General features: G+C 67.1%; 11 protein-coding genes. 4 read left to right on the top strand and 7 right to left on the bottom strand.

The features are described from left to right. Window positions 1-11: 11 nt before the first annotated feature. The 4 genes from MSP7336_RS00680 to MSP7336_RS00665 form a co-directional block, all read right to left on the bottom strand. A complete protein-coding gene (locus MSP7336_RS00680) occupies window positions 12-593 on the bottom strand; it encodes a DUF4333 domain-containing protein (protein WP_084226377.1) in 582 nt (193 codons plus the stop codon). Then, window positions 590-1,996 (bottom strand): neutral zinc metallopeptidase, encoded by a 1,407-nt coding sequence (locus tag MSP7336_RS00675; RefSeq protein WP_113962840.1) that lies wholly within the window; start codon window positions 1,994-1,996, stop codon window positions 590-592. The genes MSP7336_RS00680 and MSP7336_RS00675 overlap by 4 nt, the downstream gene beginning before the upstream one ends. A gap of 82 nt (window positions 1,997-2,078) precedes the next feature. Then, window positions 2,079-2,900 carry a methyltransferase domain-containing protein gene (locus MSP7336_RS00670; RefSeq protein ID WP_069395351.1) on the bottom strand — a complete coding sequence of 274 codons (822 nt, stop codon included), beginning with the start codon at window positions 2,898-2,900 and terminating at the stop codon, window positions 2,079-2,081. 4 nt (window positions 2,901-2,904) lie between these two features. Next, window positions 2,905-4,461 carry an MFS transporter gene (locus tag MSP7336_RS00665; protein WP_069395350.1) on the bottom strand — a complete coding sequence of 519 codons (1,557 nt, stop codon included), beginning with the start codon at window positions 4,459-4,461 and terminating at the stop codon, window positions 2,905-2,907. A gap of 80 nt (window positions 4,462-4,541) precedes the next feature. Here MSP7336_RS00665 and MSP7336_RS00660 point away from each other — a divergent pair, with 80 nt between their 5' ends. The 4 genes from MSP7336_RS00660 (at window position 4,542) to MSP7336_RS00645 (ending at window position 9,155) form a co-directional block, all read left to right on the top strand. After that, window positions 4,542-5,183 (top strand): winged helix-turn-helix transcriptional regulator, encoded by a 642-nt coding sequence (locus MSP7336_RS00660; RefSeq protein ID WP_069395349.1) that lies wholly within the window; start codon window positions 4,542-4,544, stop codon window positions 5,181-5,183. A gap of 50 nt (window positions 5,184-5,233) precedes the next feature. Beyond that, the gene (guaA, locus tag MSP7336_RS00655; RefSeq protein ID WP_069395348.1) at window positions 5,234-6,799 is read left to right on the top strand and encodes a glutamine-hydrolyzing GMP synthase; all 1,566 of its coding nucleotides are present in this window, start codon (window positions 5,234-5,236) and stop codon (window positions 6,797-6,799) included. 150 nt (window positions 6,800-6,949) lie between these two features. Further along, window positions 6,950-7,585, top strand: coding sequence for a hypothetical protein (locus MSP7336_RS00650; protein WP_113962839.1), 636 nt, complete (start codon window positions 6,950-6,952; stop codon window positions 7,583-7,585). Window positions 7,586-7,619: 34 nt separating this feature from the next. Further along, window positions 7,620-9,155 (top strand): DNA polymerase Y family protein, encoded by a 1,536-nt coding sequence (locus MSP7336_RS00645; RefSeq protein WP_069395409.1) that lies wholly within the window; start codon window positions 7,620-7,622, stop codon window positions 9,153-9,155. On the opposite strand, the gene MSP7336_RS00640 is transcribed toward MSP7336_RS00645, so the two are convergent. The 3 genes from MSP7336_RS00640 to MSP7336_RS00630 form a co-directional block, all read right to left on the bottom strand. Beyond that, complete coding sequence (locus tag MSP7336_RS00640; protein WP_069395346.1) at window positions 9,146-10,132, bottom strand: nucleoside hydrolase; 987 nt, start codon at window positions 10,130-10,132, stop codon at window positions 9,146-9,148. The two genes, MSP7336_RS00645 and MSP7336_RS00640, sit on opposite strands and share 10 nt — an antisense overlap. 20 nt (window positions 10,133-10,152) lie before the next feature. Further along, window positions 10,153-10,800, bottom strand: a complete 648-nt coding sequence (locus MSP7336_RS00635; protein WP_069395408.1) for a 2OG-Fe dioxygenase family protein — start codon at window positions 10,798-10,800, stop codon at window positions 10,153-10,155. Between the two features lie 86 nt (window positions 10,801-10,886). Beyond that, entirely contained in the window at window positions 10,887-12,899 is a 2,013-nt protein-coding gene (locus MSP7336_RS00630; RefSeq protein ID WP_069395345.1) for an SDR family oxidoreductase, read from the bottom strand. Window positions 12,900-12,902: the final 3 nt, after the last annotated feature.

Genomic DNA, 12,902 nt, shown 5'->3' with positions numbered 1-12,902 from the left:
TCCGTGCGATGTCAACGGGGCCGGCCGACTTCGTAGGTGCCGTCATCGTCGGACACCACGACGGTCACCTCGCGTTGGGCGCCGTTGACGGTGAGGCGGCAGGTGAACGTCGTGCCCTTGGCGGCGTTGGGATTACGGCCGTCGTTGCAGCTGACGTTGGTGACGGTGTTGGCGCCGTAGCCGCTGGCGGGATCGGACAGGATCCGCAGGACGCCGACTTGAACCTTGGCCACATCGAGGACCTTGCCGCCCCCGACACCCAGCGGTACGACGCCGCTGAGCAGTACCACCGCCATGACCAGCACCAGCGCAACTCCGGCGCCGACCAGCAGCCCTCGGACCACGACCGGATCGGTCTGCTGGCGCCGGGCCGGTGGCGGCGCGGCGACCCGTGGTGGCCGAGAGGTCGGCCGCTGATGGCGAGAAGGTACCGGCGGTCGCGGTGGTGGACGGTAGCGGCCAGGAGGCTGACCGTACCGCGGCGTCGGGGCGCGCGGCGGACGGCGCCACGGCTGTGTCGGGCCGGGGTCGTCACGGGGAATCCTGGGTTGCTGCCACCCGCGGCGCGCCCGAGGATCGTCCGGGCGGTTCATCGGAACCTCTCATAGCACTGGTCGGCGTCGCTGTACAGGCCGGACCGGAACGCGAAGATCCGGGTGAAGCCGGCCGGGACGGTGTCGCCGTTGACGTCGCTGGCCACCAGGTGATTGGTGAGCAGACCCGATATCGCCTCGTCGAGGTCGCCGGCGGTGAGCACCATGGTGTGTCCCGACGGCACGGCGATCGGCTCAGCCATGTTTCGCTGAGCGACGCCGGTCAGGCACGCGGTGCGCAGCGCCGCCGCGTCGCCGGACAGCGAAAGACCGCGCTGGTGTTGCGCGGCAAGCATGTAGCGCGAGGTCACCACGGAGAACGCGGTGTCGTCACCTTGCAGCAGTTGGCCGCTCTGCTGGTCGGTGTAGGCACCTATCCGCTGCAGCCCGGCCAGATCGACGGTGATGGTGTTGGTGGCGGGGCAGTAGGAGGCCGGTGGACTGGGTCGCGCATCGGGGCATGTGGCGTCGCCGCCGGCCGAAAGGGTCGGTGCACTGGCCGGTTGGAAGATCTGCCCGAGGATTTCCATCAGAGTTGCCAGCGAACCGTTGTCGATGGCCATTTCGCCCGGCTCGGATTCACTGGTCGGGTCGTATTGCAACCCCTTGGGTAAACCCGAACGGCGACGGTCTATTTCGTCCATGTCGATGGCTGCGCACGTGTTGGCGTCGCCGTCGAAACCTTCTTGGAATGCACCCACACGATCGAGCGCAGATCCGTGGGCTCCATGGGCGTTCAGGGATTCGTCGACAGGGTCGCGCACCGTGATTCCGCCGGCAAGTACGCGGTCGAGCCCGTCGGTGGTGTTCATGGTGAACCGCGGCGAGTGGCCCTCGGCGACCCAGCGCAGATACACCCCGGCAAAGCAGTCGGCCTGTTGTTCCTTGACGATCGTGCGTGTCCACAGTCTGACCAGATTCGCTTTGGTCTGGACTGCGTGACCGAGCTCGTGCGCGAGCAGCCCCGGCACGGAGATGTCGCCGAAGTACTTGCGGGCCGCGGGAATCAGCGAGCCGCGATCCCAGGCCACAGTGTCATCGAGGCCGCAGTACATCGCGTTGGAGAAGTCATAGGTGCTGGACCTGCCGCACACGCCCGGGCTTGCCGGATTCGTCGAGTCGTAGGAAAACATGATGGCGACCGGCGTGTAGTCGCCGGAGAAGTACTGGGGGAAAGTGGCTACCCAGAAATCTTGAATATCGTTGATCGCCAACAGTGATAGTCGATCATTGTCGCTGCCGTCGGTGTTTTCGACATCGCCCTCGGGCGCGGGTGCGCCCGGGCGGATGCCGTTGGGGCCACCGGTCGCGGGCAGGCCGGCAACGCGGTTGGGGTCGTCCAACATCGACGCGGCGCGGCCTTCGATCACGGTTGGCCCGCTGCATCCGGCGGTGGCCGGCATCACGCACAGCAGGGCGAGCGCTGTAGCTGCCCAGGCGTGCCGGCGACGTTGGTGCGGGATGAAGGCGCTGATGTGCCGGAGTTTAGGGCACCCGAGCCCACGCAGTGATGATAGGAGGCATCGTGATGACGGCGTCGACGGCAGCCGCCTCCTCGCGGAAGCGCGGCAGCATGGCGTCGACGTCGGCTAGGTCACCGACGGTGATACCCAGCTGTTGTGCGGTTGGGTAGACCAATCGCCACACTTCCGTGGCGTAGGCCAAGATGTCGGTGTCGGCGGCGGTTCCGACCGGCGCGCTCAGGACCAGTTGCGGCGTTCCCAGACCGGCATCCCGAAAGACGGTAGGCAGGGTGGTGCCGAACTGTGCGCTGAGCCCCATCGCCTCGAACGAACGGGCGATGCCCTCAGACACCTGGCGGAACAGCGCCATATCCGGAACGGTGCTCACTCGGGTGATGTCGTTCTCGGAGAACACCATCACACCGCCTGGGCGCACCAACGAGCTCAGGCGTCGCACGGTGGCGGCCGGTTCGGGCAGGTGCATCAAAATCAGTCGGCCGACCACTGCGTCAACCGGTTCGTCCAGCGCGATCGCATCGACGGTCCCCGGTACGAAACGTGCTGCAGTCAAGCCTTGCTCGGCGGCGCGGGTGCGGGCGAGATCGATCATTTCGGGTGCCGCGTCCACGCCGAGTACCGATCCTGTTGGACCGACCAGCCGAGCGGCGATCAAGGACACGTCACCGGGGCCGGAGCCGACGTCGAGCACCCGCATGCCGGTGCGCAGGCCCGCTAGTCGTAGTGCGTGCTCGGTGTAGTCGTTATAGAGCCGCCCTTGCAGGAGCAGCCGTTGCACCTCCACGTCGGCATGGCCCAAGACATAGGTGCTACCTGTCGTGTTCATCGCGTTACGCCTCCACGAACTCTGGTGTCGGAGTGGACGTCACAGCATTGCGGGCCCTGGCCGGCAGTAGTACGGCGACGACGATCGCCGCGGCAGCGGCGATGCCGGCACACACCAGCGATCCGACCTGAAGACCGTCGAGGAATGCGTGGTTGACAGCATCGCGGACCCCGACTGCGGTGCCGGCGGGCAGCTGCCCAATGACTTTGTAAGCGCCGGCAATCGAGGCCTGCATGGTTGCCCGGACATCGGCCGGCAGCGCCGCCAGCGGCGCGGCGGACCCGACGCGGCCCGAGTACAGGGAGGCGAACACACTGCCGATGATCGCCACGCCGAGCGTGCCGCCAAGCTCGCGGGTGGTGTCGTTGATCGCTGAGCCAACCCCGGCCTTGTCGGCGCTCAGCGAGCCCATGATGGCTTCGGTGGCCGGTGCCGTCGTCAGCCCGAGACCGCCACCGAGAAGCACCATTTGCAAGGCGATCTCGTTATAGGACGTCCCAGCGTCCACGGTGGACGCCCACGCCAAGCCCGCTGCGAACACACCGAGACCGACAGCGACGACCGCTGTGGTGCCGACACGTTCGACCATTCGCGGCCCGACCACACTCGCCAGCGCGATCGAGATGGCCACCGGCAGCAGCCGAACACCTGTCTCGAATGCGCTGTAGTCCTTGATGAATTGGAAGTACTGAGTGATGACGAAGATGAATCCGAACAAGGTCAGGAAACCCGCGGTCACGGCCAGGCTACCGCCCGAGAATCGACGGTTGACGAACACCGACACGTCCAGCATCGGGTGCGTGCTGCGTCGCTCCCACAGCGCGAACCCGGCGAGAACAACTGCAGCAAGGGCGAAGCCGGTCCCGGTTCGTACGCTGCCCCATCCCCAGCCGGGTGCTTCGATAACGGTATAGACCAGCGTTGTCACCCCGACGGCGGACAAGATCAAACCGGGGACGTCGACGGGCGGGGTTGCCGGGTCGCGCGAGGTGGGAACGAACAGCATTCCGCCGAAGATGGCCAGCGCGGCGACCGGGACGTTGACAAGAAAGATCGAACCCCACCAGAAGTGTTCGAGCAGCCAGCCGCCGGTGATCGGCCCGGCTGCCACCCCGACACCCACCATCGCCGCCCACAGGCCGATGGCCTTCGCGCGAGCGATCGGGTCGGCGAAGATGTTGGTGATCAACGCCAGGGTTGTCGGGAAGATCACGGCGGCACCGACGCCCATGGCGGCGCGCGCCGCGATGAGCGCGTCAGCCGAATTCACCTGCGCCGCAACAGCAGAGGTGATCGCGAACAGCGCCAGCCCGGAACTGAGCCAGCCACGCCGGCCGTAGCGGTCACTGAGGCTGCCGACTGAGAGCAGGAGGCCGGCCATCACCAGCGTGTACGCGTCGACGATCCACTGCAATTGCGCAGTGTTGGCACCCAGGTCGCGCGACAGCGTAGGCAGTGCGACGTTGACGATCGTGGCGTCGACGCTGATGACGAAGACGGACAGGCAGATGACGGCAAGCGCGGAAATCGGGTAGCCACGGAATATCGGTTCGGTACGCATGGGAAGGACACTAAACTTACTAGACAAGTTTCTCAAGTAATAGATTGAAGAAGATATCTAACCCCTGGTAGGATGGGTCTATGTCCGCTCGCAAGAGCTACAACCAGAACTGTCCGATCGCCAAGGGGCTCGACATCCTCGGTGAGCGGTGGACACTGCTGATCCTGCGCGAGTTGCTCGGGGGGCCGCGCCGGTACAGCGATCTGCGTGCCGAACTGCCGGGCATTGCCACCAACCTGCTCGCCGAGCGGCTCAAGGAACTGGAAAGCGCGGGGCTCGTCGACCGCGAAGAATTGCCGCCGCCGATCGCCCGTACCGTCTACACCCTCAGCGATGACGGCTGGAAGCTGGTGCCACCGGTACTGCGCAGCATCGCGTTGTTCGGCCTGAACCAAGGCGGCCTCGTCGACGACGTACCGATAACGCCGTTGAGCGGATTTCTCGCCGGAATCCTGCTGGGTGGGAACGCGACCAGCGTTGCCGGGGTGACCGCGTCATACCGTGTCGACATCGACGGTCGTCGTTTCGAATTCGCGGTGCAGGACGGCCATCTCGCGGCCGCCCGAGGTGAACCCGCAGTGACGGTTACCGCCAGCGCGGCGGATCTCGTCGCCGCACGCTTCGCATCCACCGACGCCAAACGCCGGGCGGCGCAGCGGCGGATCAACTTCGAAGGCGAGACCGATGCGATCGAGACACTGCGCAAGGCCTTCTCGCTGTGACGCGGGGCGACGGCACCGCCCGGGCCAATCACGACATCTAGACTGAACCGGTGGAGTCAGCATCACCTCGTCCCGTGCTGGTCGTCGATTTCGGCGCGCAGTATGCCCAGTTGATTGCCCGCCGAGTCCGCGAGGCCAGGGTGTATTCCGAGGTGATTCCGCATACCGCCTCGGTCGATGAGATCAAGGCCCGCGACCCGCAGGCCCTGGTGCTCTCCGGCGGGCCGGCGAGCGTATACGCCGACGGTGCGCCCCAGCTGGACCCGGCGGTATTCGATCTGGGTGTGCCCGTGTTCGGTATCTGCTACGGATTTCAGGCCATGGCGCAGACACTCGGCGGCACCGTCGCGCCCACTGGCACCAGTGAATACGGCCGGACCGAACTGAAAGTGCTTGGCGGGGAATTACATTCGGGACTTCCGGAGACACAGCCGGTGTGGATGAGTCACCGCGACGCCGTCACCACCGCGCCGGAGGGATTCGACGTGGTGGCCACCAGCGTCAGTTCTCCGGTGGCGGGCTTCGAGAATCGAACCCGGCGACTGGCCGGCGTGCAGTACCACCCGGAAGTGATGCACACCCCGCACGGGCAGAAGGTGCTCAGCCGGTTCCTGCATGACTTCGCCGGCATCGGCGCGGATTGGACGCCGGCCAACATCGCCGGGGCGCTGGTCGAGCAGGTACGTGAGCAGATCGGCGACGGCCACGCGATATGTGGGCTGTCCGGTGGGGTGGACTCCGCGGTGGCTGCAGCGCTGGTGCAGCGCGCGATCGGTGATCGGCTGACGTGTGTCTTCGTCGATCACGGGCTGTTGCGCGCGGGCGAGCGGGCGCAGGTGCAGCGCGACTTCGTCGCCGCCACCGGGGCCAACTTGGTCACCGTCGACGCCGCGCAGACATTCCTCGACGCGCTGTCGGGGGTGACCAATCCCGAAGGCAAGCGCAAGATCATCGGCCGCCAGTTTATCCGCGCGTTCGAAGGAGCAGTGCGAGATGTCATAGGGGCCAAAAGCCCCCGAAAAGACATTGAGTTTTTGGTGCAGGGCACGTTATATCCGGACGTGGTGGAGTCCGGCGGCGGGACCGGTGCGGCGAACATCAAAAGCCACCACAATGTCGGCGGACTGCCCGGCGATCTGAAGTTCAAACTCGTCGAACCGCTGCGCCTGCTGTTCAAGGACGAGGTACGCGCGGTCGGACGTGAGTTAGGGCTGCCGGAGGAAATCGTTGCGCGCCAGCCGTTTCCGGGCCCCGGCCTGGCGATTCGGATCGTCGGCGAGGTCACCGCAGCGCGACTGGAAACCCTGCGGCGTGCCGACGCGATCGCTCGCGAGGAGCTGACTGCGGCGGGCCTGGACAACCAGATCTGGCAATGCCCGGTGGTTCTGCTCGCCGACATCCGCTCGGTGGGCGTGCAGGGCGACGGCCGCACATACGGGCACCCGATCGTGCTGCGGCCGGTGTCCAGCGAAGACGCCATGACCGCCGATTGGACCCGGGTGCCCTACGACGTGCTGGAGCGCATCTCCACCCGGATCACCAACGAGGTCACCGAGGTCAACCGGGTGGTGCTGGATATCACCAGCAAACCGCCCGGCACCATCGAGTGGGAGTAGGCGGCTCGACGGCCCGTCCGGCTTCACAGCAACACCATTTGCCCCATCTGTATCGACTGCATAAGCAGCCCCTCACGTTGCTTGACGGTTGTCAGAGGGTAGGTGTTGACTCACGGATATCGAACATGTATTCGATCATAGTGAGGATTCATGTCGCCCGCTGCAGTCCATGACGACCGCGCTGAGCAGCTAAAACTGCTCCGGCGGCAGATGGCGGCGGTGTCCGGACGGCGGGCGGATACCGCGTTGCCCGAGTCGGAGGCCAGGCTGCCGATCCCGCCGATGTTGGCCGATGTACTGCCGGAAGCCTTGCCCCGGGGAACGGTGGCGGTGCTGTCGGGAGCCCGGTCGCTGCCGGTGAGCATGGTGGCCGCGGTGACGGCCGCCGCCGGCAACGCGGCGATCGTGGGCCAGCCGAATATCGGGTTGTTGGCCGCCGTGGAGATGGGGGCGGATTTGAGCCGGCTCGCGGTGATACCGGATCCCGGAGCCGATCCCGTCGAGGTGGCGGCGGTGCTCATGGACGGGATGGATCTGGTGGTGCTCGGGCTCGGTGGGCGTTCGGTACCGCTGACCCGGGCGCGGGCAGTGGTGGCCCGCGCACACCAGAAAGGCTGCACTCTGCTGGTCACCGACGGCGATTGGCAGGGAGCGTCGATGCGGCTGGAGGCCCGGGTCCGTGGTTATGAGACGACGATGGGCGAGCGTGGCTTCGGGCGGATCAGCGGTGTGCGGCTGGATGTGTGTGCGCGTGGACGGATGATCGGTCGGACACGGGCGGGATAGCGCGGTGGACTCCCGGGTGCTGGCGATCTGGTGTATGGACTGGCCGGCGGTCGCCGCGGCGGCGGCCGCCGGCCTGCCCGCGACGGCTCCGGTCGCGGTCACGCTGGCCAACCGGGTGATCGCCTGCTCGTCGGCCGCCCGTGCGGCCGGAGTGCGACGAGCGCTGCGCCGCCGCGAGGCGGCCGCCCGCTGCCCGCAACTGCATGTTGTGGCCGCTGACGCCGACCGCGACGCCCGGTTCTTCGAGGGCGTTGTCGCGGCGATCGATGATCTGGTTCCCCGCGCCGAGGTGCTGCGGCCCGGGCTGGTGGTGTTGCCGGTGCGCGGGGCGGCCCGGTTTTTCGGGTCTGAGCAGCAAGCAGCCGAGCGACTGATCGACGCGGTGGCCGCGGCCGGCGCCGAGTGCCAGGTCGGGATCGCCGATCGATTGTCCACCGCGGTGCTTGCTGCCCGGGCGGGCCGGGTGGTGGCACCGGGGGAGGACGCGCGGTTTTTGTCGACACTGTCGATCCGCCAACTCGCCACCGAGCCGAGCCTGTCCGGTCCGGGCCGGGAGGATCTGGTAGATCTGTTGTGGCGGCTGGGAATTCGTACTATTGGGCAGTTCGCTGCGCTGTCGCGTACCGATGTGGCGTCGAGGTTCGGCGCCGACGGGGTGGCCGCGCACCGGTTGGCTCGCGGGGAGCCGGAACGCGCGCCGTCGGGGCGCGAGCCGCCGGCCGAACTTGATGCCGTGCTGCATCCCGATCCGCCGATCGACCGGGTCGATGCCGCGGCCTTCGCGGGACGCTCGCTGGCCGGCGCATTGCATCAGACGTTGATGGCCGCAGGGGTGGGATGCACCCGGCTGGCGATTCACGCCGTCACCGCCAATGGCGAAGAGCTGAACCGGGTTTGGCGGTGTGCGGAGCCATTGACCGAAGACGCCACCGCCGACCGGGTGCGCTGGCAGCTGGATGGATGGCTGAACAAGCGCAAGCTCGACGATCGGCCCAGCGCACCGGTGACGCTGCTACGGCTGCAGGCGGTGGAGGTGATCTCCGCCGGGGCGCTGCAACTGCCGTTATGGGGCGGCCTCGGTGAGGACGACCGGCTGCGCGCCCGACGGGCGCTGGTGCGGGTGCAGGGCCTGCTCGGACCGGAGGCAGTGCAGGTGCCGGTGCTGTCGGGGGGTCGCGCTCCGGGCGAGCGCATCACCCTGACACCGCTGGGCGACGAGCCGGTGCCGCAGGCCGATCCGAGTCGGCCGTGGCCGGGGCAGCTGCCCGAACCGTCACCCACGGTGTTGGTCGATGATCCGGTGGAATTGCTTGACTGTCAGGGCAATCCGGTGCGGGTCACCAGTCGCGGGCTGTTCTCCGCCGACCCGGCCCGATTGACGGCCCACGGTCGCGACGACCACCTGCGCTGGTGGGCCGGTCCGTGGCCGGTCGACGAACGCTGGTGGGACCCCGAGCGTGCCAGGGGCCGCACCGCCCGGGCGCAGGTGCTGCTGGACGGCGATCCCGGCACGGCGATGCTGCTGTGCTACCGCCAGCGGCGGTGGTATCTGGAGGGGATCTACGAGTAGTCCGGCGTCAAAGAGCGCGCGAACGCCCCCACCCGGTCGATGAAGCGGTCGAAGAACACCGCCGGATCGACACCAACACCGATGAGCGCATTGGGTTTTCGGCCCCAGCGTCCCGACCAGTCGGTGACCGTCATCCCGCGGGTCAGCGAACCGGTGAGCTCGACGTCGACCGTCGCCGCGCGAGTCGATACCAGCTGCGGGTCCAAGGCGACCGCCGCGGCCAGCGGATCGTGTAGGTGCGCCAGATACCCGTAGCCGGCGTCGCGGTGGGCCTCGAAGTAAAACCGCATCGAGTCCTCGATGAACCGGATCAGCGGATTGGACCCATCCGCAATCGATGCGAGCCTCCTCAGGTGCTCTGGCGTCATCGCGATCTGCTGGGTCAGGTCCAATCCGCATAGGACGGGCAGAGATTCGGCGCCAACCCAGCCCGCGAAGACCTCGGCCGCCGCCTCGGGATCGACGTGGATGTTCCATTCGGCAACCGGATTGGTGTTGCCGCGATAGTCGTAGGCACCGCCCATGATCACCAACCGGCGTAACAACGTCGGCAACGCGGGTTCGGCGCGCAGTGCCAGCGCCAGGTTGGTCAGCGGGCCGGTGGCCACGCCGATCAGCTCTCCCGGGTAACCGCGCGCCGCCTGCACCCAGGCCGTAGCGGCGTCGTAATCGGTAAGCCGACGAGCGCTCGGGGGCAGCACCGCATAACCTAAACCATTGGCGCCGTGAGCTTTTCCGGGCGGACACATCGCGCCGTTCCGTGGCTGTGCGGCGCCCTTGGACACTGGGATGTCGTGCGCCTGGCATAGGTCGAGCAGGCTGAGGTTGTTCTGGCAAACCTGCTCTACCCCAACGTTTCCGCCGGTGGAGGCGATGCCGACCAGCTCGGCCTCGCCGCTGGCCAAGAGGTACACCAGCGCGAGCGCATCGTCGACACCGGTGTCGACGTCGACGAAAACCGGCTGGCGAGAAGGCATAGCGCTCACCATACCGGGGCTCAGGATGCGAACGTGACCACCAGAACGTCGCGCAACGCGGGCGCCGACGCGTCGAGCGGCTGGATCGGCGAGACGCCATGCACGGTGCGGCGGTCGTCACCGAGTAGCAGCGTGCCCGGCTCGCACAGCGTGGTGGTCAGCAGGTGCTTACCGCTCGCGTCGAACACGGTGCTTTCACCGCCGACGGCGTTGCATCGGTTGATCAGCAGCGAAGTGACCAGTGTGACACCGTCGCGGTGCAGGCCCTCGGGGGTGGGCTGACCGTCCCCGTCTGCCGATGCGATGACCCGGAACGGGTGCACCTTGACGGTCCAGTGTGTGACGTCGTCGAGGGCATCGGCAAACACGCACAACAACGTGATCAATTCCGCCAGCAGCGGCTCCCCGGCGAAGGCATCGGTCAGCGGCTCGAAGTGGCGATCCCGGTCGATGTAAAGCGGATTGGAATCCTGCGGCTGTACAAACGCGTCGTTGGACATCAGGGTGGCCACCCCGTCGCTGACCGTGTAATGGCCGTAACGGCGTAACCGTTGCATGCCCAGCTCGGCCGCATAAGGGTCCAGCACCAACCCATCCCAGTGCCGGCCAAAGCGTGCCCACACGTTTTCGTCGGTGTCCAGGCTGCGGACCAGATCGGCCGGGGTCATCAACGACACGCCCTCCGCGACAAGGGTGTCAACGTTCACGTCTGATAGATACCTGGAAGCCGATGAGGCTAAACGCCTGCCGATGGCTACCAGTGCACGCCGGGCACCAGCCGCACCGCCTGCTTGACCGGCCGGGGCACCCGCATCCGATTGACGGCGCGGATCGGGCGTCTCGGTTTACGCTGCGACGACGGCTGGGCGGTAACGGGTTCTGTAGCCTCGAGCCCCAGCGCGGCCGCCGAATCGGGGTAGCCGAGATAGATCTGATGCAGGATCCGTCGCGACAGCTTCGGGGTGAAGTAGTGGCCGGCTTCGGCCAGGGTGCCCAGCGGGGTGTCGATGCGGGCGGGCTTTTCGATCAGGCCGCGCACCACCATTGCTGCGGCGTGTTCGGGACTGATCGCCCGCACCGGGTTGAGCCGCCGGGACGGCGCGATCATCGGCGTGGCCACCAACGGCATATGGATGTTGGTGAACGTGATGTGATCCGACAGCGTCTCGGACGCCACCACCTCGGCGAACGCGTCCAGGGCGGCCTTGGAGGGCAGGTACGAGCTGTACCTCGGGTTGCGGGCCTGCACGCCGGCACTCGACACGTTCACGACGTGGCCGAACCGGCGCTCACGCCAGTGTGGCAGCAGCGCCAGTGTCATCCGCACGGCACCAAAGTAATTGACCGCCATCACCCGTTCGTAGTCGTGGAGTCGTTCGGTCGAGTTGACCACGGACCGGCGGATCGAGCGGCCGGCGTTGTTGACCAAGTAGTCGACGTGGTCGAAGCGTCCCAGGATGTCCTTGACGGTGTGCTCTACCGAGCCGGTGTCGGTGACATCGCAGGTGAAGGCATAAGCCCGGCCGCCGGCCGCGCGGATCTCGGCGACCAGCTCATCGAGCGCCTCGCCGTTGCGGGCCAGCGCGAACACCGTCGCACCGCGTTCGGCGATCGCGATCGCTGATGCGCGGCCGATACCGCTGGACGCGCCGGTGATGATGACGTGCCGGCCGACCAGTGGGCCCGCCGGATCGTCGCGTCTGGCCCGGTCCGGGTCCAGCTGCTCGGCCCAGTACCGCCATAGTCTGGGCGCGTAGTCGGCGAATTCGGGTACGCGAATACCACTGCCGCGCAACGCTTTTTGTGTCTCGTCGGAAATGAACGTGGGAGCTAGATCGACGACGTCGAGGACTTCGGCGGGAATGCCGAGTTGGGTGGCCGCCATGTTGCGCCATACCTTTGCCCTGCCGCGCACCTTGAGCACCGGCGCGGCCACCGAGCGCGGAAGCGAGCCGCGCAGCGGCGGCAAGCCGGCTTCGGCCGCGATTCCACGGTAAATACCGCGCAAGCCAATCGTTTTCGGCGCAGTCAGGTGGAAAGTCTGTCCATCGCGACCGTCGGCGTGCATGAGGAAGACCAGCGCGTCGACGACGTAGTCGACCGGCACGATGTTGGTGCGCCCGGTGTCGGGCAACATGATCGGGGTGAACCGCGGCAGCACCGCCAGCTTGGCCAGCAGCGGAAAGAAGTAGTACGGCCCGTCGACCTTGTCCATCTCCCCGGTGCGCGAATCACCGACGACCACCGCGGGTCGGTAGACCCGAAAGCGCAGCCCCGGCGTCGAGCGCACCAGCTGTTCGGCTTCGAACTTTGTCTGGTGATACGGCGTCGGCAACTGTTGGCCGACGTCGAAATCGGCCTCGGTGTACTCGCCGCGGAAGTCGCCGGCCACCGCAATCGACGACACATGGTGCATCGTCGCGCCGAGGCGGCGCGCCAGCTCGATCACACCGCGGGTGCCGTCGACGTTGGCGGCGCGTTGCTCGGAATGGCCGGCGGTGATGTCGTAGATCGCCGCGCAGTGCACCAGGTGCTCGACGTCCCCAAGCTCGGCGATGGCGTCGTCGGCCAAGCCCAGATCCGGCGCCGTCAAATCGCCGACCAGCGCTTTTACCCGCTCACCCCAGCCGGTGGCCAGCTGTTCGAAGCGGCTCAGCGACGAGCGGCGGACCAGGACCCAGACCTCGGCATCGGCCCTGGTGTCCAGGAGCTTGGATACGACACGGCGCCCGATAAACCCGGTACCGCCGGTAACGACATAGCGCATGCA

The organism is Mycobacterium shimoidei (assembly GCF_900417275.1).
GTDB lineage: Bacteria > Actinomycetota > Actinomycetes > Mycobacteriales > Mycobacteriaceae > Mycobacterium > Mycobacterium shimoidei.
This window is presented reverse-complemented; position numbering and strand designations above follow the sequence as displayed.

What these genes read in the sequence shown, in the direction of transcription:
- MSP7336_RS00670 (WP_069395351.1), bottom strand. Translation starts at nt 2,900, where the DNA reads ATGAACACGACAGGTAGCACCTATGTCTTGGGCCATGCCGACGTGGAG.
- MSP7336_RS00665 (WP_069395350.1), bottom strand. Translation starts at nt 4,461, where the DNA reads ATGCGTACCGAACCGATATTCCGTGGCTACCCGATTTCCGCGCTTGCC.
- MSP7336_RS00650 (WP_113962839.1), top strand. Translation starts at nt 6,950, where the DNA reads ATGTCGCCCGCTGCAGTCCATGACGACCGCGCTGAGCAGCTAAAACTG.
- MSP7336_RS00660 (WP_069395349.1), top strand. Translation starts at nt 4,542, where the DNA reads ATGTCCGCTCGCAAGAGCTACAACCAGAACTGTCCGATCGCCAAGGGG.
- MSP7336_RS00635 (WP_069395408.1), bottom strand. Translation starts at nt 10,800, where the DNA reads ATGACCCCGGCCGATCTGGTCCGCAGCCTGGACACCGACGAAAACGTG.
- MSP7336_RS00640 (WP_069395346.1), bottom strand. Translation starts at nt 10,132, where the DNA reads ATGCCTTCTCGCCAGCCGGTTTTCGTCGACGTCGACACCGGTGTCGAC.
- MSP7336_RS00645 (WP_069395409.1), top strand. Translation starts at nt 7,620, where the DNA reads ATGGACTGGCCGGCGGTCGCCGCGGCGGCGGCCGCCGGCCTGCCCGCG.
- MSP7336_RS00680 (WP_084226377.1), bottom strand. Translation starts at nt 593, where the DNA reads ATGAACCGCCCGGACGATCCTCGGGCGCGCCGCGGGTGGCAGCAACCC.
- MSP7336_RS00630 (WP_069395345.1), bottom strand. Translation starts at nt 12,899, where the DNA reads ATGCGCTATGTCGTTACCGGCGGTACCGGGTTTATCGGGCGCCGTGTC.
- MSP7336_RS00675 (WP_113962840.1), bottom strand. Translation starts at nt 1,996, where the DNA reads ATGCCGGCCACCGCCGGATGCAGCGGGCCAACCGTGATCGAAGGCCGC.